This window comes from Streptomyces xylophagus (assembly GCF_000716435.1).
In the GTDB taxonomy this organism is placed as follows: Bacteria; Actinomycetota; Actinomycetes; order Streptomycetales; family Streptomycetaceae; genus Streptomyces; species Streptomyces xylophagus.
This window is the reverse complement of sequence record NZ_JNWO01000004.1, coordinates 186,587-208,670: the sequence shown is the minus strand read 5'-3', so window position 1 is coordinate 208,670 and position 22,084 is coordinate 186,587. Positions and strand designations below refer to the sequence as shown.

The window sequence follows — 22,084 nt, the reverse complement described above, 5'->3', positions numbered from 1 at the left end:
GGAAGGGGCTACGTGGACAACCCTTTGATCGTCAGCCTTGGGGGTGAGGCCTGACAGATCCCCTTGACCGAAGGTGCGTCAGACGTGACCCGAGAACGTTCCCCCCACCGCCCCTCCGTCCTCGTGGTGGAGGACGACGCCGGTATCTCCGAGCCACTCGTGACGGCCCTGGGCTTCCTCGGCTTCGACGCGCATGCCGTCGCCACGGGCGCCGAGGCCCTGGTCGCCGTCCGCGACCACCGGCCCGACGCCGTACTGCTCGACCTCGTCCTGCCCGACCTGGACGGCGCCGAGGTCTGCCGGCTGCTGCGGGCCTCGGGCGACAACACCCCGGTGCTCTTCCTCAGCGGCCGCCACTCGGTCGCCGACAAGTGCCGCGCGCTGGCCCTGGGCGGCGACGACTACGTCACCAAGCCCTTCGACCTCACCGAGGTCAGCGCCCGCATCCGCGCCCTGATCCGCCGCTCCCGCGGCGCCGTCCCGCTCCGGCCCCTCGGCCACGACATCCCCGCCGCCCCGCGCCGGCTGCGCGCGGGCGGCGTCGAACTCGACGTCGACACCCGCGAGGCATGGCGGCACGGACAGCCGGTGCGCCTGTCGGCCACCGAGTTCGCCCTGCTGAAGGTCCTCATGGAGAACGCGGGCCGGGTGGTCTCCAAGGGCAGCCTCCTCGACAGCGTCTGGAAGTACGACTTCCAGGGCGAGTCCGGGGTCGTGGAGACCTACGTCTACTACCTGCGCCGCAAGCTGGGCGACTCCGGCCAGTCCCTCATCCGCACCGTGCGGGGCGCGGGCTATCTGGTGAACGCCGACCCCACCACCGAGAAGGGGAGCATCGGTGGTGGGGTCGGCAGTACGGGGATCGGCGGTGCGGGGATCGGCAGTGGTGCCGGCGGTCAGCCGATCCAGAGGTCGTAGACCGCCTTGTCCTTCGTGTCGTTGTACGAGATGAGCCGGGGCTCCCAGCGCCAGCCGGTGCTGGGCTTGCGGTGGTGGAACTCGACCGACTGCCCGGCCTTCCACCAGTAACCGCTCGCCGTCGTGCAGCCCTTCGGCGCGATCTCCCAGAACTGCGAGCCGATCCAGTCGCCGTACTGGTTCTCCCCGACGAAGAAGAACTTCACCGTCTCGGTGGACCCGCTGCAGACCCTGAGGGTCACGAACTTGTCGCTCGCCGCCGAGGCCGTCCCGGGAGCCGCGAGACCGCCGACCGCGGCGGCCGCGGCGAGCATCGCCATGACCACCTTGCGTCTGACCGTGCGCATGGAACTACCGCCTTTCCTACGTGAGTTGTGTGGAGGGGTGATGGTTGAGCCATTGCGGGCTGGTGCAGGGCTAGCGCAGGAGACCCTTGGCGCGCAGCCAGGCCCTCGCCGCTCTGCCGGGGGTCTCGCCCGCGTCGACCGACGCGGTGAGCTTCGCCAACTGGGGTGTCGTCAGCAGGGTGTTGACCCTGGCCAGCGCCGTCCGGCCGGTCAGGTCCAGGGCGGGGGCGCTGATCAACGGGAAGACGTGCTCGGGCGGTACGACCGCCTTCGGGTCGGCGAGCACCACCAGCCCGTCCCGGGCGATCGCCGGGTCGGTGCTGCGCAGCACCCGTACGTCCGCCGTCCCCGCCGTCCCGGCCGGGGTGAGCGTGACGCCGTACGCCTCCTTCAGGGCGGCGACGGACGGGGCGTCGGGATCACCGGACGCGGAACCGCCGAGCGTCAGACCGGTACCGGCCCGGCGCAGATCCGCCAGGCCGCTCAGCTTGTGCCGCTTCGCGGTGGACCGGGTGACCGCGAGGACGACCCCGCCCTGCGCGGCGGCCGGGGGCAGCGCGACGATCCCCGGCGGCAACGCCATGCTCAGCGTCGCCTCCATGTTCCCCGGCATGGTCTGCCCGCCCGGCATCGCCCGGAGCAGAGTGGACTCGTAGGCGGGCGCGATGCTGATCCTCCCGTCCACCACGGCCTGCGCGGTGGCGACCGGCGACGCGTACGAGGCATCCGCCGTCCGCACCTTCTGTCCGGCCCCGGTGAGGAGTTCGCCGTAGAGCGCCGCCACGACCCTGCTCTCCGCCGAGCCGTCGGTACCGATCACCGTCGGCCCCGCACGGTCCGCGTAACCGACGTGCGTGCCCTCGGCGTTCGCGGTCGCGCAGCCGGTCAGGAGGAGGAGCGAGCAGACCGCGAGAGCGGCGATACGGGACATCGCGCGCCGCCCGTCAGCAGTGTCGGCCGCGATCGGCCAGGCTCATCGGCTTGTCCTTGAAGGTGACATAGCCGTAGCTGGGGTTGTCGTTGTTGAAACCGGACTCCTGGTAGTCGTAGACGTACCAGTCGTAGTGGCCGTAGTACTTGTCCTTGAACTGGATCTCCCACCACCCCTTGGCCTGCTGCTTCGCGGTGCCGCGCTCGATCCAGCCGTAGCTGCCCGAGGGGATGTTGACCGTGTTGGACTCGGTGTCGGTGTGGGAGTTCTGCCAGGTGTGGCTGTAGCTCGTCTCGACCGACACCTCGAAGACCTCGGCGAACTTGTAGCCGGCGGTGACCGAGACGCCGACCGTGTTGCCCGCGGTGGTCGTGTCCGACCAGTCGATCCGGTGCTGGTTGGTCTGCGTCCCGCAGTTGTACGCGGTGCTGCCGACCTGGTGCGCCGGGCCGGTGTAGCTCCAGTAGCTCTGCGGGCGGAACTTGCAGAAGCTGGCCCAGTTGCAGGCCTTCAGCAGCTCGGCGTTGGTGGGAGTGTCGGCGGCGAGTGCCTGCGGAGCCGTGAGCAGCGAGGCGCCCACGGTGAGGACACCGAGCACCCCGAGCGTACGGGGGGAGAAGCGCCGGGCGGAGGTCTTCTTGCGCGGGGCGAATGCCATGGATCACTCCATCGAGAGGGGGAATTCGGTGGAAGCACCAGTTGCTGCGCACCACTCTCGAACGGATTCGTCCGCCGCTGATCAACGTCCCCTCAGAGCCCGGGACAGAATCGGCTCAGCGTTCCATCAGAGTCTCCTCAGAGCCCGCCCCCGGCCACGAGGAACCCGCCCCCGGCCACAAACAACCCGTACCCGTACCCGTCCCTACCCCGGCCTCACCAGCCTCGCCTCGTACGCGAACACCGCCGCCTGCGTACGATCCCGCAGCCCCAACTTCACCAGGACGCGGCTGACATGGGTCTTGATCGTCGACTCCGCCACCACCAGCCGCTCGGCGATCTCCCCGTTCGACAGGCCCTGCGCGATCAGGACCAGCACCTCCGTCTCCCGCTCGGTCAGTTCCCCGTACGACCCCGGCTGCGCGGCGGGCATCAGACGGGGCGACTCCGACAACTTCGAGAACTCCGTGATCAGCCGTCTGGTGACGGAGGGCGCGAGCAGTGCCTCGCCGGCCGCCACCACCCTTACCCCGTCGGCGAGTTGGCGTGCCGAGGCGTCCTTGAGCAGGAAGCCCGAGGCTCCCGCCCGCAGCGCCTGGTACACGTACTCGTCGAGGTCGAACGTGGTGAGCACCAGCACCTTCGCCGCGCCGTCCGCCGCGACGATCTCCCGGGTCGCCTCGATGCCGTTCATCTCCGGCATCCGGATGTCCATCAGCACCACGTCCGGGGCCAGTTCACGCACCCGCTCGACCGCGTCCCTGCCGTTCACCGCCTCGCCGACGACCTCGATGTCCGGCATCGCGCCCAGCAGGACCGAGAAGCCCTCGCGCACCATCATCTGGTCGTCCGCGATCAGTACCCGGATGGTCATGCGTCACCTCCGCTCGTACTCGGGACCGGTTCACTCGCACTCGGCACCGGCAGGAACACCGTCACCTCGTAACCGCCGCCCTCCACCGGCACCGCCGTCATCTCGCCGTTCAACATCGACACCCGCTCCCGCATCCCCGTGATGCCGTGCCCCGCACCGGGCGAGGGCTTCACCAGGCTCGGCTCGGGCATCGGGCCGTTGACTATCCGCAGGCCCAACCCGCCCAGCACATAACCGATCTCGACGCGGGCGCTCGCGCCGGGCGCGTGCCGCAACGTGTTGCTCAACGCCTCCTGCACTATCCGGTACGCCGACAGCTCGACGCCCTGCGGGAGTTCACGCACCGCCCCCGTCACCGCCTTGTCGACGCTCAGGCCCGCGTCGCGCACATTGGCGAGCAGTCCGTCCATGTCGGCGAGGGTGGGCTGCGGGGCGTCCGGCGCCTCGTAGTCCTCCGCACGCACCACTCCCAGGACACGGCGCAACTCGGTCAGGGCCGCCACCGCGTTCTCCCGGATCGTGACGAACGCGCGCTCCAGCTCCGGCGGCGGGTTCTCCACGCGGTAGGGCGCGGCCTCCGCCTGGATGGCGACCACCGACATGTGGTGGGCCACCACGTCGTGCAGCTCGCGGGCGATCGTCGTGCGCTCCTCCAGCAGCGTGCGCCGGGACCGCTCGTGCGCGGTGACGGTCTGCTGGGCGGTGACCTCCTGCCGGGCCTCGCGGCGTATCTGCCAGACGGCGACGCCGAGCAGGGCGAAGGCGGAGAAGAACAGCAACTGGGCGGTGTCCGAGCCGAAGGCGTGGCCGCCGGCGACGTTGCCTGCGATGAAGCCGTAGACCGCTGTCAGCGTCCACATCCAGGCGGCCGTGCGCGGCCGGGTGCGTATCGCCACGATCGTCAGCACGAACAGATGGCAGGCGAAGCTGCCATTCCGCCACGGCCACTCGTCGTCGAACCCGGTCGCCAGGGCGGTGGCGACCGGGGTCGCCGCCATGGACAGCCAGAACGCGCCGACCGGCCGCACCATGGTCAGCAGCACCGGCGCCAGGGCGAGCAGGCCGAGGATCAGGTTGCTGCCCGCGCCGCGGGCCTCGTCGTTCGTCGCGACGAACATCGCGAGCAGGCCGGCCGCGACGATCAGGGCGTGCGGACTCCAGGCCGCGTTCTCCCGCGCCCGCCCCTTCAGGCGGCGGGTCAGCGGGCCTTCGGCGGTGGAGCGGGGCAACGGGCGGTAGGCGAAGGCATCGTGGAACAGGTCCTGCCGCAGCCCGCGCAGGGCGTCCGCGGCGAGCCGGAACTCCGGGCTGCGCGGCTTGGCCCCGCCCACTGGCGGCATCTGCTGGGTCGTCTCGGTCACATTCAAAACGGTAGGCGGAGGGGCGGGTAGCCGTCGTCACCTGTGAGAAGGGTCCTGGTCCGTCCGTCTCAAGTACTACGGGTATGCCTGACGGCCCGGCTTCAGCGGCACTTTGGCTCCCGTGGCTTCAGCGGCCCCCGCCCGGCCGGACCAGCCCCGACTCGTAGGCGAACACCGCCGCCTGCGTACGGTCGCGCAGCCCCAACTTCACCAGGATGCGGCCCACATGGGTCTTCACGGTCTGCTCGGCGACCACCAGGTGCTCGGCGATCTCCGCGTTCGACAGGCCCTGCGCGATCAGCGCGAGCACCTCCGTCTCCCGCTCGGTGAGGTCGCCGACGCGGGACTTGAGCGGGGTGCGCGGTGTGCCGTTCAGTCGGGAGAACTCGGCGATCAGGCGGCGCGTGACGCCCGGCGCGAGCAGTGCGTCACCGGCCGCCACCACCCGTACCGCCTCGGCCAGTTGCTCGGCGGACGCGTCCTTGAGGAGGAAGCCGGAGGCGCCCGCCCGCAGCGCCTCGTACACGTACTCGTCGAGGTCGAAGGTGGTGAGCACCAGCACCTTGATCTGCGGGGTCGCGACCGTGATGCGGCGGGTGGCCTCGATGCCGCCGAGTTCGGGCATGCGGATGTCCATGAGGACGACGTCCGGGGCGAGTTCGGCGACCTTGGCCACCGCGTCCAGGCCGTCGACCGCCTGGCCGACGACCTCTATGCCGGGCTGGGCGTTGAGAAGCACGGTGAAGCCCTGCCGGACCATCTGCTGGTCGTCGGCGATGAGTACGCGGATGGTGCCGCTCGTCATGGGATGTCGTCTCCTGTCGGGAAGATGAACTCGGGAACGGCGGACGTGCCGGCACCGGAGGGACCGGCTGGTTCGGCGGGACGGGCGACACCGTCCCGGGGCAGGAACGCCACGACCGCGAAGCCGCCCTGGAACGTCCTCCCCGCGGTCACGTGTCCGCCCAGCATCGCCGCCCGCTCCCGCATGCCGAGCAGGCCGTGACCAGCGCCCGGGGAGGGCGGAACGGGCTGCTGCGGACGGGAGTTGGTGACGAACAGCCGCAGCCCGTCGGGGGCGTGGGTGACCTCGACGGCGACCGTGGAACCGGGGGCGTGACGCAGCGCGTTGCTGAGCGCCTCCTGGATGATCCGGTACGCCGACAGCTCCACCCCGGGTGCCAGCGCGAGCACCTCGCCCCTGACATCGCTGCGCACGTCGAGACCGGCGGCCCTGGTGTTCTCCATCAGGGCGTCCAGGCGATCCAGGGTGGGCTGCGGGGCATCAGGGGCGGCACCCGTACCGGCGCCGCCGATGGCGTACGGGTCCTCCGGATACTCCGGGTTCTCCGAGCGGAGCACGCCGAGCACCCGGCGCAGTTCGGTGAGGGCTTCGAGGGCGTTCTGTCGGATGCCGGCGAGGTTCTCCTTGAGCTCCTCCGACGGGTTCTCGACCAGGTGGGGCGCGACCTGGGCCTGGATGGAGATCACCGACATGTGGTGGGCGACCACGTCGTGCAGCTCACGGGCGATACGGCTGCGCTCCTCCAGGAGGGTGCGGCGGTTGCGCTCCTCCGCCGTGATCGTCACCTGCTCCACGAGCTGGGTGCGGGCCTCGCTGCGGCCGCGCAGGGTGGTGCCGACGAGGACGGCGACCGCGCAGACGGCCACCGCGAGCGTGCCCGTCGAGGAGTAGCTCTGGGCGCCGAGCACACCCTGGATGACGAACGTCGTCAGGCCGGTCACGCCCAGCGCCGCGAGAGCTCTGCGGGTGGGCACGCGCAGGGCCACGAGCAGGAGGACGGCGGCCTGGACGATGACTTCGGTGGTGCTCCAGGGCCAGTCGGGACCGGGGCCGGTGCCGGGGTACGGGACTTGCCCCAGGGCGGGGCGGGGATCCATGGCAGCACGCGCGGCCAGTGCGGTGACGGCCGTGGCGGTGAGGGACAGGGCCCAGGCGGGGACGGGCCGACGCAGGGCGAGGACCAGGGCGACGCCCTGCGCGAAACCGGCCAACACGCCCTGGGGTACGCCCAGTTTGTACTCGCCCATCATCTCGTCCGTGCCGGACAGGGAGAGGCCCAGGGCGGCGAGGGAGACGAGGGCGTACACCAGGTAGCGAAGCCAGCGGCGTTTGGAGATGTGCGGTCCCGGCGCGGGGACGGGTGCGGATGTCCCCTGCGCGGGCTCGGCACCGTCGGCGGCTGCGTTCACCCGGTCAACCCTAGGCACGGTGAGGGGACTTCGCTCGGATGCGGGTACGGAAGCGGAGGCGCATGCGGGTGCGGATCGGACGGGGACGCGGGTCCTGTTCGTACGTCCGGAACGCCGTCCAGCAGATCGTCAGGGCCAGCGCGAACACCGGGAGCCATGCCACTCGGGCCGCCACCCAGGTCAGGTCGTCGGGGAGTGTGTGCAGGCCCGGCAGGTGACCGGCGGGCAGCATCGTGGCGGTGGTGGCCATCAGGGCGGTCTGGTGCCAGAGGAAGATCGTCATCGCGGAGAGGTTGACCAGGGCTACCGCCGACCAGACGAGCGGGCGGCGCATCGTGCGGCGCAGGCGGTCGCGGAGGAGCAGGGCCAGGCCGCACTGGGCCAGGCCGAAGGTGACGGCGGCCAGGGTCGGCGGGTCCAGGTTGGAGATCGTGCCGCCGGGGACGCCGACCATCGACGCCGGGTAGCGCGCCAAGAGGACGAGTGCCGCCGTCGCCGCCGTACCGCCTGCCAGCAGGACCCAGCCCGCCCGGGCACGGTCCAACTCGCCCCGGGTCCAGGCCGCGCCCAGGGTGTAGGGCACCAGCCAGCCGGCCGCCACGTTCACCCAGCCGAGCCAGGACGGGCCGCCCAAGCCGAAACGGATCAGGTCCACGTGCAGTACGACGGCCAGCGGCCACAGCGGGTTGAGCCGCGCGACGAGCGGAGTGGCCGCCGTCAGACCCGCGAACACGACCAGGAACCACATCGGGGACAGCGCCAACTTGACCAGCGCGCGGACCGTTTCGAAGTCCGCGCCGGACAGCAGCAGCGCGATCGCGACCACCGTCCACAGGGTGAGGACTGCCGCCACCGGCCTGAACAGCCGGGACAGACGGGCGGTCAGCCATTGACCGTACGTCGTGCCCCGGGCCCGTGCGGAGGCGTGACCCCGGGTCGCCACATGACCGCCCACCAGGAAGAACACCGCCAGCGTCTGGAACACCCAGGAGATGGGCGCGAGCCAGGGCATGTGCTGCAAGGGGCTCGCCGTGTGCAGCGCCCCGCTGTCCGCGACCAGGGCCGTCACCAACCAGTGGCCCATGACGACACCGAGGATCGCGAAGGCGCGCAGAGCGTCCACGGCACGGTCCCGGTCGGGCGGGGTCGCGGCGTCGACACGGGTGGCGCCTCGCCGTATGCCGACGATGCCCTGCCGTATCCCGGTGCCGATCCTGTTCCCGTCCATCACGCCGCTGAGGCTGCGGTCACGCATGGGTCACCTCCGAGGTCTCGCCCAGGACGATCCGGGCGAGGTTGGCCAGGGAGGCCGAGCCCGGGGAGAAGTAGTCGCTGTGGCCGACGTCGCCGGCCGCGAAGACGCGGGCGCCGAACGCCGGGGACACCGGGTCGGTGCCGAAGCCGACGGTCGTACCGAAGAGGTCAGCGCTGACGTGCGGGACGTCTCCGATCCAGTCGTCGCGGCCACGCCCCGCCCACACGCGGGCCGGGGTGTGCAGGTCGGCGGCGGAGTCGGCACCCGTGCCGGGGCTGCCGATCAGGGCGATGTCCGCCACGTCCAGACCGGCGGCGGCACGACCGCAGACGACCGTGCCGTACGAGTGGCACACCAGCGCGACCTGTGCCTCACGGCCGGTGATGTCGTGCAGCTGTCGTATGAACTCCCGTAGCTGCGGGGCCGCTTGGTCCGCTCTGTCTGCGGTCAGCACGGTGGTGCTCACCGTGCGCGGGGTCCGGTAGCCGAGCCAGGCCACGACCGCCGTAGGCGAATGCGGGGCGTCCAGGGTCAGTTGGCGGCGCAGGTTCAGGGCGGTCGCGCGGAAGCGGTCGTAGGTGTCGAGCGAGGTGTCCGAGCCCGGCACCAGGACGGCCACGTGCTCGGCGTGCGCCAAGTCACCGAAAATCTCCGCCGCTTGGCCCTCGCCCCGCCCGTCGAAGGCGAGGAAGCGGCGGGCGGGGTCGGCCATCGCACGGTCTGCCGTAGCGCGATGCTCGTCGCCGTCGGCGGCTGCCATGCGGGACGCCTCGGAGGCATTGGCCCGGTTCGCCGCGTACGCCTCGTCCAGCGTGGCCGACGTGAGCGGGGCGAGGGCGGCGGGTTTCGGTGCCGGGATCTCGGGCTGCGCCGCGGCCGAGAGGGGGATCACTATGGCGGTGGTGACCAGCGCGGCGAGGAGGGCGCGGCGCCATCTGCCGGTGCGAGGTCGGTTGGGCCGGCCGGGGCTGCTGGCGCGGCCGGCCGCTCTCGGCGCGGAAACTTCCGTACTCCACCCGGCAGTTGCCGCCCGGTGCACCTCCGTATCGAGCCCTACCCCCGTATCGAGCCCCGCCCCCGTGTCGAGCCCCATCGCCGTCCCCCCTCCCAGTCCGCCCGGCCGTCGGGCTCATCTGGAAGGGAAATTACGGATCCGCGCTCGTCGTCCGCGTCACGCCAGGGAGCTCATCTGCGTCGTAGCTCTCAGGTACTACGGGTATGACCGGGGCGGGCGAGGGGCGCTCACCACGCCAACTGTGCGATCTCCTCCGCGACCACCGCGCACGCGTCCGCCGCCGGGTCGATCAACGGGAAGTGACCCACGTCCTCCAGGAGCGTGAGGCCGACCACCTCGCCCGACTTCGCCGCCGCGTCCGCGTAGGACTCGGCGACCGCCTGGGGGACGTCGACGTCGGCGCGGCCCTGGACGAGGGTGGTCGCGATGCCGGTGGGGAGGAGGAACGTCGGGTCCGCGTACGGCAGCCGTTCGGCGAACTTGGCTTCGCCGCCCAGGAGTTGACCGGCCGCTCCGCCGCACACGGCGAGTTTCTCGGCGACCGTGAAGTCGGCGATCGGGGCGAGGGCGACCACTCCGCGCAGGGCGGCGGGGGCGTCGGTGCGCCAGGGGGAGTCCTTGGGGAGGACATGCCGGGCCGCCGCCCACAGGGCCAGATGACCGCCCGCCGAGTGGCCGGTGATCACCGTGCGGCGCGGATCGGCCTGCGGCAACGCCACCCGTACGAGCGCGGGGAGCGCGTCCAGCGCCGCCGCGACGTCGTCGAAGGTGTCCGGCCAGCGGCCGGCGACCAGGCCCGTCGCACCACCCTGCGCCGGGATCGAAGCGCCCTCCGCGGGACTCGCAGGCCCCCGTCGATACTCGACGTTGGCCACCGCGAAGCCCCGGTGGGCGAGGAAGTCCGCGAACGGGGTGATGTGCCGACGGTCGTACGGGGCGCGCCACGCGCCCCCGTGGAGTACTACGACCAGAGGGGCAGGCTCGCCCGGCACGCGTTCGCCGCGCGGGGCGTAGAAGTCGATCACCTGGTCGGGGTGGTCGCCGTACGCGGCGGTGCTGTCGGGGTCGACGGCGGGGTGCGAGAAGGCGGACTCCTCTTCTGCGGCGGCACGTGCGGCGACGTCGTCCGGCATGCTCCAACCTCTCAGCGACGATGGGGGTACCTCCCAGGCTTTCGGCACTGGGGGAGGATTTGGACGGTTCGGATGTGGCGGACCTGGAGAAGATTGCGGCCGTTGGCGGGACGCTACCAGGCCGGTGACGTGCGCGGACACGCGGATGTCACGCTGGGTGAGGGTTAAACGGTTCTGCTGTTTCGTTACGCTGACACCATGCCCGTCACGGCACACCTTGTCAGCATCTCGTCACCCCCTCGTCGGCACACCAAGGAGACCGCGATGTCCACCGAACCCGGCACCCTGCGCCCCGGCGGCCGCACCGCACGCGTCCGTACGGCGGTGCTGCGCGCCGCGGGTGATGTGCTGGCCGAGCAGGGTGTCGACCGGCTCGACCTCTCGGACGTCGCCCGGCGGGCCGAGGTCGGCAAGACCACGGTGTACCGGCGCTGGGGTTCGGTGACCGCGCTGGTCGCGGACCTGCTCGTCGACATGGCCGAACAGTCGCTCCCCCGCGAGGAGACGGGCTCGCTGCTCGGCGACCTGCGCGCCAACGCCCTGCTGGTGCAGCGCACTTTGGCCGACCCCCGCCAAGGCGCCCTGTTCCGCGCGGTCATCGCCGCCGCTACCTGCGACGACCGTACGGCCGAGGCCCTGCGCCACTTCTACGAGGTGCGGGTCGCCGAGTGGGCGCCCTGCGTCGAACAGGCCGTGGCGCGCGGGGAGTTGCCCGCAGGCACCGATGCCGCCCAGGTCGTACGGGCCGTGTCGGCGCCCCTCTACTACGAGTTGCTGACCACCGGGACGGCCCCGGACGCCCCCGCCGCGGAGCGGGCCGCACGCGCCGCGCGGGCCGCCGCCGTGGCAGGGGTGTTCGTCACAGGCACGCTAACCACTCCCATGCACCACGACGGTTAGATGCGGGTACAGCTTCTAGCGGACTACGTCTCCCAGCACACGCGCCGCCCGCTCCACGTCCCCGAACCCGACGTACAACGGCGTGAATCCGAACCGCAGTACGTCCGGGTGCCGGAAGTCGCCGACCACGCCCCGCTCGATCAGCCGCTTCATCACGTCACCGGCGTCCGCGCAGCGCAGCGCGACCTGGCTGCCCCGCTCCGCATGGGCCACCGGGGTCACCGTCTCCACCCGCCCGGCCGGGACGTACGACGTCACGCACTCCAGGAAGAAGTCCGTCAGGGCGAGGGACTTGGCGCGCACGGCCTCGATCGAGACGCCGTCGCCGTCCCACACCTCCAGGGCGGCTTCGAGGGCGAGCATGGACAGGATGTCCGGCGTGCCGACGCGACCGCGCAACGCGCCCGCCGCCGGTTCGTAGGCGGGCCGCATGCCGAAGGGTTCGGCGTGCGAGTTCCAGCCGGGGAGCGGGGAGTCGAAGCGGTCCTGCAACTCCCGGCGCACATAGAGGTACGCCGGTGAACCCGGGCCGCCGTTCAGGTACTTGTAGGTGCAGCCGACCGCGAGGTCCACGCCGTGCTCGTCGAGCCCGACCGGCAGGGCGCCCGCGCTGTGGCACAGGTCCCAGACGGCCACAGCACCGGCCGCATGCACCGCGGCCGTGAGCGCGGGCAGGTCGTGCAGCCGGCCGGTGCGGTAGTCGACGTGGTTGAGGAGTACCGCCGCCGTGCGGTCGCCGAGCACGCCCGGGACCTCCGCCGGGGTCACCGGCCGCAGCGTGCAGCCGGTCATCCGGGCCGCCGACTCGGCGATGTACCCGTCCGTGGGGAAGGTCGTCGCGTCGACGACGATCTCGTCCCGCCCCTCCCCCGCCAGCCGCACGGCACCCACAAGTGCCTTGAAGACATTGACACTTGTGGAATCGCCCACGACGATCTGCCCGGCCGCCGCCCCGACCAGCGGAGCGATACGGTCCCCGATCCGCTCGGGCGCGGTCCACCAGCCGCTCTCGTCCCAGGAGCGGATGCGCAGCTCGCCCCACTGACGACGGACCACGTCCTCGACCCGGCCGGGGACCGACGCCGGCAGCGCGCCGAGCGAGTTCCCGTCCAGATACACCACGTCGTCGAGGACGAACTGCGCACGCACACCCGCCAGTTCGTCAGCGGCGTCCAACTTCTCTGCCCTGCGCGCGAGTTCAGACATGGGAGCGCGCCGTCCACAGCTCGGGGAACACGTTCTTCTGCGCGCGCTTCTCCAGCCAGGCCACCCCGGCGGAGCCGCCCGTGCCGGTCTTCGCGCCCATCGCGCGCCGGGTGGAGACGAGATGGTCGTTGCGCCATCGCCACACCAGCTCGGCGACATCGGTCAACGCCTCGCCCAGCCGGGCGAGTTCGTCGTTCGCGTCACCGGAGTAGAGGTCGGTCCATGCCTTCTCGACCTCCTCCGACGGCTCGTACCGCAGCGACACGTCGCGCTTCAGCACGGCCTCGGGAATCGCGTGCCCGCGCCGGTCGAGGAGCCTCAACACCTCGTCGTAGAGGCTCGGTTCGTGCAGGGCCTTCTCCAGCTCGGCGTGCACGCGCGGGGCGCCGCGGTGCGGGACGAGCATGGACGCGGACTTCTCACCGAGCAGGAACTCCATGCGGCGGTACATCGCCGACTGAAAGCCGGAGCCCTCGCCGAGGGCGCCACGGTAGGAGTTGAACTGGGCCGGCGTGAGCTGGCCGAGGGGCCGCCAGGAGGCGTTCAGCGCCTCCAGTTCGCGTACGGAACGCTTCAGCGCGTCGACCGCGACCGGCACCCGGTCCTCGCGCAGGGCGCGCGCGGCGGTCTCCCACTCGTGGACGATGACGGTGAACCACAGCTCCATCACCTGGGTGGTGACCAGGAAGACCATTTCGCCGGGGTCGTCGGAGCGGGTGTGCTGAAGGTGGGTGAGGACGTCCGCCTGGACGTAGTCCTCGTAGGGGGTCGTTCCCTGGAAGTCGAGATGCGGGGCCTCGGGCTCCTGAGGTTCCTGAGCCGGTTGGGACATCGCTGTCTCCTGATGCGTACTCCGGGTAGCGGTCCGCCCCTGCCGAATTCCGACACGGGGGCCCCGGTCCCCACCGGGCATCCTCCACAATCGTCCCCCGAGTCCGCAAGGTCCGCCTGGTCACACCAGGCGGACCTGCAACAACGCGAAGGATCTAGCCCAGCGTCTGGGCCGCCGTCGGCGAGGAGTCCTTCAGGAACTGCGAGCAGCGCGCGTACTCCTCCTGCTCCCCGATCGCCTGCGCGGCGCGCGCGAGGGCGTGCAGGGCGCGCAGGAAGCCGCGGTTCGGCTCGTGCTCCCAGGGGACCGGGCCGTGGCCCTTCCAGCCGTTGCGGCGCAGGGAGTCCAGGCCGCGGTGGTAGCCCGTACGGGCATAGGCGTACGACTCCACGACGCTGCCCCGCTCGAACGCGTCGTCGGCCAGCAGGGCCCAGGCGAGCGAGGAGGTCGGGTACTTGGCGGCGACGTCGGCGGGCGCCGTACCGCTCGCGAGGAGGTCGCGCGGGCCGGGGTCTTCGGGGAGGTGGGTCGGGGGCGGTCCCCCGAGGAGGTTCTCGTGAATCGTCATGGGTTCCAGTCTCCCCCAGGGAGGGCCATTGCCCGGCATCCCGTCGCCGACCGCCGTCTCGTTACCGGCGGCCATCCCGTTGCCGACCACCGTCCCGTCGCCGACCGCCGTCCTGTCCCGACCGCCGTCCCGTCCCGTCCTGTCCCGACCGGCATCTCGTCTCGACCGGCATCCCGTCCCCGCCCCGCCCGCCATCCCGTCGCCGCCCGGCATCAAGCGGGCCCGGGCTGCTCTCCGGCTACTCCCCCGGCTGCTCCCCGGCCTCCAGGCGCCCCTTCCCCACCCGCGGCTCCAGCGGTGGTGCCGTCACCCAGCCGTGTGTGAGGCACTCCGGGCGGCGGCAGTCCGGGGCCGGGCGCCGTACGGTCGCGTAGGCCAGGATCGCGCCGACCACCAGGACGCCCGCGCACAGCGGCATCGCGCGGCGGAAGGCGTTGTCGAAGGCGTGCGCCGAGCGGTACGCCTCCGGGCCCATCCCGGCGAGCAGCGGCAGCGCGGCGACGGCGAGCAGGCCGGCCGCGCGGGCCGCCGCGTTGTTGATGCCGCTGGCCAGGCCCGCCCGCGCGGTGTCCACGGAGGCGAGGACGGTGGCCGTGAGCGGCGCGACCAGGGTGACCATTCCGGCGCCCATCACCAGCAGGGCGGGCAGGACGTCGGCGAGGTAGGAGGCGTCGGGGCCGACCCGCAGCATCAGCAGCATCGCCGCCGCGCACAGGAGGGGGCCGACCGTGAGGGGGATGCGGGGGCCGATGCGCTGGGCGAGTTCGCCGGAGCGGGCCGAGAAGAGGAGCATGAGGGCAGTCGTGGGAAGCAGGGCCGTGCCGGCCTGGAGCGCCGAGTAGCCCGCCACGACCTGGAGTTGGAGCGCGGTGAGGAAGAAGAAGCCGCTGAAGGCCGCGTAGACGCAGAGCGTGACGAGGTTGACCGCCGTGAACTGGCGCGACGCGAAGATGTCCGGCGGCATCATCGGGTCGGGGCGCCGCTTCTCGACGTAGACGAAGGCGATGCCCGCGACCACACCGGCGACGGCGGTCAGCGCGACCACCAGCGAACCGTTCCGCGCCTCGATCAGCGCGTACGTGACGAGGGCCAGCGCGATGGCGCCGAGGGCCGCGCCGAGCACGTCGAAGCGGCCGTGTGTGCGGCCGTCGGAGGACTCGGGGACGTGACGGACCGCGATGGGGGCGCACACCAGCGCCATCGGGACGTTGATCAGGAACACCCAGCGCCAGCCGGGGCCGTCCACCAGCCAGCCGCCCAGGAACGGGCCGACGGCCGCGCCGACGCCGCCGAAGCCGGACCACAGGCCGACCGCCTTCGCCCGGTCGTCGGGGTGGAAGGAGGCCTGGATGAGGGCGAGGGAGCCCGGGGTGAGGAGCGCGCCGCCGACGCCCTGCAGCGCGCGGGCGGCGACCAGGATCCCGGCGTTGGGCGCGAGCCCGCACAGCAGGGAGGCCGCCGCGAACCAGACGACGCCCAGGACGAAGATCCTGCGGCGGCCGTAGCGGTCGCCGAGGGAGCCGCCGAGGAGGATCAGGCCGGCCAGCGTGAGCATGTACGCGTTGACCGTCCACTGGAGGGCGGCCAGGTCGGCGTCGAGGTCGCGGCCGATGCGGGGCAGGGCGACGTTGACGACGGTGGAGTCGACCATGGCCATGCTGGAGCCGAGGACCGTGGTGAGCAGGATCCACTTGCCCTGGGGCGAGGCGAGCCGGACGTCGGACATGCCCCAGGTATACAACGAGCCCGGTGCCGTAGCACCGGGCTCGCGATGAACCGTGGGGGTTACTTGATCTTCGTGCCCGTGGAGCGGAGGTGCGAGCACGCCTCGGTGACGCGCTTGGCCATCGACGCCTCGGCGAGCTTGCCCCAGGTGCGCGGGTCGTAGGTCTTCTTGGAGCCGACCTCGCCGTCGACCTTCAGGACACCGTCGTAGTTCTTCAGCATGTGGTCCGCGACGGGGCGCGTGAACGCGTACTGGGTGTCGGTGTCGAGGTTCATCTTCACCACGCCGTTCTCCAGCGCGGTGGCGATCTCCTCCGGCGTGGAGCCGGAGCCGCCGTGGAAGACGAAGTTGAACGGCTTGCTGCCGGCCGGCTGACCGTACTTGGCGGCGACGCCCTCGTTCAGCTCCTTGAGCAGCTCGGGACGCAGGACGACGTTGCCCGGCTTGTACACACCGTGCACGTTGCCGAAGGACGCGGCCAGCAGGTAGCGGCCCTTCTCGCCGAGGCCGAGCGCCTCGACCGTACGGATCGCGTCCTCGACCGTGGTGTAGAGGGAGTCGTTGATCTCGTGCGAGACACCGTCCTCCTCGCCGCCGGTCGGGGTGATCTCCACCTCGAGGATGATCTTCGCGGCGGCGGCGCGGGCCAGCAGCTCCTGCGCGATGGCGAGGTTGTCGGCGAGGGTCTCCGCCGAGCCGTCCCACATGTGCGACTGGAACAGCGGGTTGCCGCCGGCCTTCACGCGCTCCTCGGAGACGGCGATCAGCGGACGGACGTATCCGTCGAGCTTGTCCTTGGGGCAGTGGTCGGTGTGCAGCGCGACCGTGACCGGGTACTTCTCGGCGACGATGTGCGCGAACTCGGCCAGGGCCACGGAACCCGTGACCATCTCCTTGGCGTACTGGCCGCCCAGGAACTCGGCGCCACCCGTGGAGATCTGGACGATGCCGTCGCTCTCGGCCTCCGCGAAGCCGCGCAGCGCAGCGTGCAGGGTCTGGGTCGAGGTCACATTGATGGCCGGGTAGGCGAACTTGCCTGCCTTCGCCCGGTCGAGCATCTCGTTGTAGACCTCGGGGGTTGCGATGGGCATCTGTCCGCTCCTTGGTATGTGCGGGTTGGCGATCTTCGCGATCTGCGTACTACGGCCCTGACCTAGACCTTGGGTGCGACGTCATCGTCGGCCCCATCTTTCCAGACGCGGCCGGATGGTCACCCCTGCCCGTCCCGACCTGTGGACAACTCGGGCGGACGCGAGGGCGGAGGCGGTCAGTCCAGGCCCAGTTCGTCCTTCGAGTACGCGAAGAGATACGGCACTCCCGCACCCGTCTCGATCTTCTCGGCGGCACCGGTCGCCCGGTCCACGATGGTCGCGACGCCGACGACCTCGGCACCGGCCGCGCGCACGGCCTCGACGGCGGTGAGCGGGGAGTCGCCGGTGGTGGAGGTGTCCTCGACGACCAGGACCCGGCGGCCCTTGATCTCGGGGCCCTCCACCTGGCGCTGCATGCCGTGCGCCTTCGCGGCCTTGCGCACGACGAAGGCGTCCAGCTTCCGCCCGCGCGCGGCGGCGGCGTGCAGCATCGACGTGGCCACCGGGTCGGCGCCCATGGTCAGACCGCCGACCGCGTCGAAGTCGAGGTCGGCGGTCAGGTCCAGCAGCACCTGGCCGACGAGCGGGGCGGCCTCCCCGTCGAGGGTGACGCGCCGGAGGTCGATGTAGTAGTCGGCCTCGAGACCCGACGACAGGGTCACCTTGCCGTGCACCACGGCCTTGTCCTTGATCTGCTGCAGCACCACGCCGCGTACGTCCGTCATGCCTGCCAGCTTAGAGGCGATGCCCGCGGGCTCAGAGGCGCGTCCAACTCCAGGTCATCGTGGCTTCGAGCGGCTCGATCGGGGTGACCAGGCGAGGCAGGGTGTTCAGGCCGTTGGGCGGGCCGGTCTGCGGTTCGACGCACACGGCGGCCTCCTGCTCGTCGTAGACGACGACCCACTGCTCGGGGCTCGTCACCTTCAGCTCCAGCTGGCCCGGCCAGGTCAGGGTGACGTCGACGCCGTCCGGCATGCCGAAGCAGTCGTCCCAGGGGCCCGGCTTCACGTCGATACGGTTCCCGGTGGGCAGGTGGTCGTCGCCGCGCTCCTCCTGCCAGGCGGGGCTGAAGTCGACGAGCACGTCCTCGCCGCCGAGGTTGCGGTGGAACCACGGGTGCCAGCCGATCTGCGCCGGGAACGAGTCGCCGTGGGCCTCGATGGCCATGGTGAGCGTCAGGGCGTCCCCGGTCAGCGCGACGGCCTGGGTGACGCGGCCGGGGAAGGGCCACGGCTCGACCAGGTCGTACGTGATGACCGCCTCGTCGGCGCTCCTGCGGGCCGTGCGCCAGGCGCCGTCGCGGACCGTGCCGTGGATGGCGTGCGGCGGGGAGTTGAGGGGCATCTGGTGGAGGGTCCCGCCGTCCAGGAAGCGGCCGTCGCGGATCCGGCCGCACCAGGGGACCATCGGGAAGCACCCGAACCGCTCGCCCTGGCGCAGGAGTTCGGTACCGCCGACGCGGAGCCCTCCGATACGGCCGCCGTTGCCCGGCTGCACCGTCACTTCCGCGTCGCCCGCGGTCAGCGTGATCTCTTCGTTACTCACGGGACGACCCTACTGGGCTGATCGGGAACGCGGACGGCGACCCGTCAACGGCGTTTGCGCAGCACCCTGTTGACCACGATCGCCGAGGCCAGGACCAGTGCCGCGGCGGGGGCCGCCCAGCGGAGAGTGGCGTTCGTCGAGACGGTCTGCGGGGCGGGGACGGGGGCGTAACGGCCGCGCGGCGGCGCGTGGTCGACCTCCTCCGCGCTGCGGCCGATCATCGTGCGGCGGGCGTGCGCGGCTTCGGCGGGGGGTTCGGGGTTCTCGGCGAAGGTCTCGGTGACGTGGGGTTCGTCGACGACGTAGGCCTCTTCGATGTCGTCGTCCGGGTCCACTACGTCCACCACGTCGACTTCTTCGATGTCGTCCACTTCGTCGGCTTCATCGGCTTCATCGGAGGGGTCGGCCTGCTCCGGCTCCGCCGTCTCCGCCGCCGTCTCCGCCGCCGTCTCCGTCTCCGCTCCCAGGTTCACCGCGAAACGGTCCAGCAGTCTCGTCGCCGCCGCGCTCACCGCGTCCGGGGCCAGTTCGGTCACGCGGCCGTCCGCCGTCGCCGTACCGTCGAAGGTGAGGGTGGAGCCGGTGTCGGTCTCGCGGATGCGCACGGTGAGGGCGAGTTTGACGGAGCCGGTGCCGCGGGCCTCGGTCGCGTCGCCCTCGACGGCGTAGGAACCGTCGTCCTGCGCGGAGACGCGCACCGCGCCCCGGTAGGTGATGGAGTGGCTGCCGACGCGGACCTTCAGGCGCCCGGCGACGGGTTCGGTGCCGGCGTCCTGCTGGAGGCCGGGGACGGCGCGGGCGACCCGGGCGGGGTCGCGGAGTGCGTCCCGCAGTCGACCGGGGGGAACCGGAACGTGCACCTCATGCTCCATGCTTGCGGAGCCTACCTAGGTTGGGCGGGGGTACACCTGGCGTTGCGCGGAAGTGCGGCGTGTTGGTGCTGGCGTAGCCAGGGACGGTGCCCCTCGTGGGATCAGTACCGCGGATGCACCAGCGTAGAAGCCGCCACCCCCGGCACCCTTGTCCGCTCCGCCGCCCGTTCCTCCCTCTCCAACCCCGCCTCCACCGGCACCGCACCCCGCGCCCCCAGCACAAACCCCCAGTCCCGCGGAGCCCCAGCCGTACCGGTCGTTCGATCGGGACCCGCCGCGAAGCCGGAGGCCCGCCCCCCGACCCGATACGGCACGGTGTGGAGCCCGGCCGCTCGCATCGTCGAGACCACCGTCCAGAAGACGTGCCGCCGGGACACGACCGGCCCGGCGTGCACGGCCAGCCGCCCCCGCTGGGTGAGCGCCCGGCGCGCGAGGCCGTAGAACTCCTGGGAGTACAGCTTCGTGCTGGCGGTGATGCCGGGGTCGGGGAGGTCCGCGATCACCACGTCGTACGACCCCGGGCGGACACCTCGCAGCACGTCGAAGGCGTCGCCCGTCGTCACGTGGACGCGCGGGTCGTCGTAGACGTGGTCGTTGAGCGCGGACAGGGCGGGGTCGTGGCGGGCCAACCGGACGACGCCCGCGTCGAGTTCGACGATGTCGACGCGGCGCACGCCCCGGTGGCGCAGCACCTCGCGGGCCGCTAGGCCGTCGCCGCCGCCGAGGACGAGCACGCGCGCGTGGGGGCCGTTCATCGCGGGGTGGACGAGGGCCTCGTGGTAACGGCGCTCGTCGCGTCCGCTGACCCTCAGGCGGCCGTCGAGGAAGAGGTCGAGGGGGCGGCCGTGGTCGCCGCCGGTGAGGACGACCTCCTGGACGTCGGTCTGGAGCGCGACGCGGACGTCCTTGCCGTAGATCGCGTGCCGCGCGGCCCGTTCGAAGTCGTCGACCAGGACGGCGGCGGAGGCGAGCAGGCCGAGCACCGTGAGGTTGGTGACGACCAGGAGCCAGCGGCCCCGGCGGGTGAGGTCGCGGCGGAACAGGCCGAGGACCAGGCAGCCGCCGGCAACCACGTTGACCGTGCCGGTGAGCAGGGTGCCGGTCAGCTGACCCAGGAAGGGGAGGAGAAGGAAGGGGAAGGCGAGGCCGCCGACCAGTGCGCCTACGTAGTCCGCAGCGAAGAGGTCGGCTACGGCACCGCCCGCGTCCTGGCGGCGGATGCGCTGGATCAGCTCCATCAACAACGGCACCTCGGCGCCGATCAGCAGGCCGATGGCGAGGGAGAAGGCGACCAGGAGACAGCGCGGGCCCTGGGCCCACAGGCCGCCCCAGTTGCCGGTCCAGGCGAAGACCGCGTACAACGCCATCGCGCTGCACCCGCCGATCAGCGCGAGCGCCGCCTCGACCGCGCCGAAACCGGCCGCCGCGTGCCAGCGCAGCCGTTTCGCGGCGAGCGAGCCGATACCCATCGCGAAGACCATGACGGACAGGACGACGGACGCCTGGGTGACCGAGTCGCCGATCAAGTACGAGGCGAGGGCGACGAGTTCGAGTTCGTACACGAGTCCGCAGGCCGCGCAGACGAAGACGCCCGCGAGCACCAGGAACCGGCCCGTGCCCGGCCGTACGGGCAGCCGCGCGGGGCCTGCCCACGGTGGCTGGGTACCCGGCCGGGCCGGCGCGTGCGGTTCGATCACGCTGCGACGTTACGTCACATGACGGGCACGCTTCGTCACCCACACGTGTGGAATGTGTTTACACCGCCCGGGGTTGGTGTCGGCCCCACGACTCAGGCGGGAGACGGCACGGCGAGCCCCACCGGCACCCGCACCCCCACCCGCGTCCGTGTCGCCACCAGCTGTCCGTCCTGCGGATAGGCGTGCCAGGTGCGCCAGTGCACCTGACCCTCGTACCGCTGGGCGAGCATCGCGGTGAAGGCGTGCGGGCTGCCGGGGAAGACCCCCGCCAGTCCGTTGGGATGGTCGGCGACCAGGGCGAGCAGTTCCTGGGCGCGGCCCGCGAACTGTCCCGGGGACAGCACCTCGACCCGGGCCGCGAACTCGTACTCCCAGTCGCCGACCCGCTTGGCGACCCCGAGCGGCAGCGGTGTGCTGGAACCCGGGATGCACGCGACCGTCTCCGAACAGCTGCCCCGCTCCTCGTCCAGGAGTACCTGGTGGGACGCGCCGAGCAGTCTCAACTGGAGCTTCGCACCGGCGAGTTCGAGGTCGAGCGTGGCCAGGGCGGGAAGCGGCTCGCGCCCCAGGGTCCAGGCGAGGTCGGCCGCGCGCGTATCGGTGTAGGACGTCTTCAGGGTCGTGAGCATGGATCGGCTCCGCTAGCACGCAAAGAAAGGGGAGGTGTGGGGGTCCGGCACACCCCGGCCGACACCGGGACATCGGCCCGGTCGGCCCAGTCAGGAGAAGGTGTCTTGCAGGCGCCCGAGGGCTGCGTCGGTGTTGTAGAGGGAATCATGAGCGGTGGCGCCACCACAGCGTTTTTACCCAACTTCGTGGGGTTTCCATCCCTCAGGGGGCTGCACAGCTCAACTGTTCAACCAAGGCGTACGCCCAGGCGTGTCAGGCGCGCGCCGGAGCGCCCGCCGGGAGCGGTCTCCCGACGGGCGCCACGGCCCCCGA

Annotated in this window: 22 protein-coding genes; 2 read left to right on the top strand and 20 right to left on the bottom strand. The window is 71.7% G+C overall.

Features of this window, described 5'->3' with window-relative positions; all coding sequences use genetic code 11:
* Nucleotides 1-84 precede the first annotated feature (84 nt).
* Nucleotides 85-918, top strand: a complete 834-nt coding sequence (locus tag OO70_RS10405) for a response regulator transcription factor (RefSeq protein ID WP_106971651.1) — start codon at nt 85-87, stop codon at nt 916-918.
* On the opposite strand, the gene OO70_RS10400 is transcribed toward OO70_RS10405, so the two are convergent.
* From OO70_RS10400 to OO70_RS10355, 10 genes are all read right to left on the bottom strand, one after another.
* A complete protein-coding gene (locus OO70_RS10400; protein WP_043667314.1) occupies nt 897-1,265 on the bottom strand; it encodes a hypothetical protein in 369 nt (122 codons plus the stop codon). The genes OO70_RS10405 and OO70_RS10400 overlap by 22 nt on opposite strands.
* A 70-nt stretch (nt 1,266-1,335) precedes the next feature.
* Nucleotides 1,336-2,196, bottom strand: coding sequence for a glycine betaine ABC transporter substrate-binding protein (locus tag OO70_RS10395; RefSeq protein WP_043667312.1), 861 nt, complete (start codon nt 2,194-2,196; stop codon nt 1,336-1,338).
* 13 nt (nt 2,197-2,209) lie between these two features.
* On the bottom strand, nt 2,210-2,854 hold the full coding sequence (locus OO70_RS10390) for a hypothetical protein (protein ID WP_043667311.1): 645 nt from the start codon (nt 2,852-2,854) through the stop codon (nt 2,210-2,212).
* Nucleotides 2,855-3,058: 204 nt separating this feature from the next.
* Complete coding sequence (locus tag OO70_RS10385; protein WP_043667309.1) at nt 3,059-3,727, bottom strand: response regulator; 669 nt, start codon at nt 3,725-3,727, stop codon at nt 3,059-3,061.
* On the bottom strand, nt 3,724-5,088 hold the full coding sequence (locus tag OO70_RS10380; RefSeq protein ID WP_407702758.1) for a sensor histidine kinase: 1,365 nt from the start codon (nt 5,086-5,088) through the stop codon (nt 3,724-3,726). Before OO70_RS10380 ends, OO70_RS10385 begins: the two co-directional genes overlap by 4 nt.
* A 127-nt stretch (nt 5,089-5,215) precedes the next feature.
* The gene (locus tag OO70_RS10375) at nt 5,216-5,893 is read right to left on the bottom strand and encodes a response regulator (RefSeq protein ID WP_043667307.1); all 678 of its coding nucleotides are present in this window, start codon (nt 5,891-5,893) and stop codon (nt 5,216-5,218) included.
* Complete coding sequence (locus OO70_RS10370; RefSeq protein WP_043667305.1) at nt 5,890-7,302, bottom strand: sensor histidine kinase; 1,413 nt, start codon at nt 7,300-7,302, stop codon at nt 5,890-5,892. The genes OO70_RS10375 and OO70_RS10370 overlap by 4 nt, the downstream gene beginning before the upstream one ends.
* Before the next feature lie 10 nt (nt 7,303-7,312).
* Complete coding sequence (locus tag OO70_RS10365; RefSeq protein ID WP_051741105.1) at nt 7,313-8,530, bottom strand: acyltransferase family protein; 1,218 nt, start codon at nt 8,528-8,530, stop codon at nt 7,313-7,315.
* A 19-nt stretch (nt 8,531-8,549) separates the two neighbouring features.
* Nucleotides 8,550-9,650, bottom strand: a complete 1,101-nt coding sequence (locus tag OO70_RS10360) for an alpha/beta hydrolase (RefSeq protein WP_078651336.1) — start codon at nt 9,648-9,650, stop codon at nt 8,550-8,552.
* Between the two features lie 149 nt (nt 9,651-9,799).
* Nucleotides 9,800-10,705 (bottom strand): alpha/beta hydrolase, encoded by a 906-nt coding sequence (locus OO70_RS10355; RefSeq protein WP_043667303.1) that lies wholly within the window; start codon nt 10,703-10,705, stop codon nt 9,800-9,802.
* A gap of 264 nt (nt 10,706-10,969) precedes the next feature.
* Between OO70_RS10355 and OO70_RS10350 the strand changes: the two genes are divergently transcribed.
* Nucleotides 10,970-11,605: a TetR/AcrR family transcriptional regulator gene (locus tag OO70_RS10350; protein ID WP_043667301.1), complete on the top strand. Its 636-nt coding sequence runs from the start codon at nt 10,970-10,972 to the stop codon at nt 11,603-11,605.
* A gap of 15 nt (nt 11,606-11,620) precedes the next feature.
* Here OO70_RS10350 and kynU read toward each other — a convergent pair whose 3' ends face one another.
* The 10 genes from kynU to OO70_RS10300 form a co-directional block, all read right to left on the bottom strand.
* Nucleotides 11,621-12,811 carry a kynureninase gene (gene kynU / locus OO70_RS10345; RefSeq protein WP_043667299.1) on the bottom strand — a complete coding sequence of 397 codons (1,191 nt, stop codon included), beginning with the start codon at nt 12,809-12,811 and terminating at the stop codon, nt 11,621-11,623.
* On the bottom strand, nt 12,804-13,643 hold the full coding sequence (locus tag OO70_RS10340) for a tryptophan 2,3-dioxygenase family protein (RefSeq protein ID WP_043667297.1): 840 nt from the start codon (nt 13,641-13,643) through the stop codon (nt 12,804-12,806). Before OO70_RS10340 ends, kynU begins: the two co-directional genes overlap by 8 nt.
* A gap of 154 nt (nt 13,644-13,797) precedes the next feature.
* Complete coding sequence (locus tag OO70_RS10335) at nt 13,798-14,211, bottom strand: DUF3151 domain-containing protein (protein ID WP_043667295.1); 414 nt, start codon at nt 14,209-14,211, stop codon at nt 13,798-13,800.
* Between the two features lie 238 nt (nt 14,212-14,449).
* Entirely contained in the window at nt 14,450-15,937 is a 1,488-nt protein-coding gene (locus OO70_RS10330) for an MFS transporter (RefSeq protein WP_043667294.1), read from the bottom strand.
* Nucleotides 15,938-15,996: 59 nt separating this feature from the next.
* Nucleotides 15,997-17,028 carry a class II fructose-bisphosphate aldolase gene (fbaA, locus tag OO70_RS10325; RefSeq protein ID WP_043667292.1) on the bottom strand — a complete coding sequence of 344 codons (1,032 nt, stop codon included), beginning with the start codon at nt 17,026-17,028 and terminating at the stop codon, nt 15,997-15,999.
* 176 nt (nt 17,029-17,204) lie between these two features.
* Entirely contained in the window at nt 17,205-17,753 is a 549-nt protein-coding gene (gene pyrE / locus OO70_RS10320) for an orotate phosphoribosyltransferase (RefSeq protein ID WP_043667290.1), read from the bottom strand.
* 31 nt (nt 17,754-17,784) lie between these two features.
* The gene (locus tag OO70_RS10315) at nt 17,785-18,573 is read right to left on the bottom strand and encodes an aldose epimerase family protein (RefSeq protein WP_043667287.1); all 789 of its coding nucleotides are present in this window, start codon (nt 18,571-18,573) and stop codon (nt 17,785-17,787) included.
* 44 nt (nt 18,574-18,617) lie between these two features.
* Complete coding sequence (locus tag OO70_RS10310; RefSeq protein WP_043667285.1) at nt 18,618-19,445, bottom strand: SRPBCC domain-containing protein; 828 nt, start codon at nt 19,443-19,445, stop codon at nt 18,618-18,620.
* A 101-nt stretch (nt 19,446-19,546) separates the two neighbouring features.
* A complete protein-coding gene (locus tag OO70_RS10305; RefSeq protein WP_043667283.1) occupies nt 19,547-21,142 on the bottom strand; it encodes a polyamine aminopropyltransferase in 1,596 nt (531 codons plus the stop codon).
* Between the two features lie 92 nt (nt 21,143-21,234).
* The gene (locus OO70_RS10300) at nt 21,235-21,771 is read right to left on the bottom strand and encodes a DUF2617 family protein (RefSeq protein WP_043667281.1); all 537 of its coding nucleotides are present in this window, start codon (nt 21,769-21,771) and stop codon (nt 21,235-21,237) included.
* Nucleotides 21,772-22,084 lie beyond the last annotated feature (313 nt).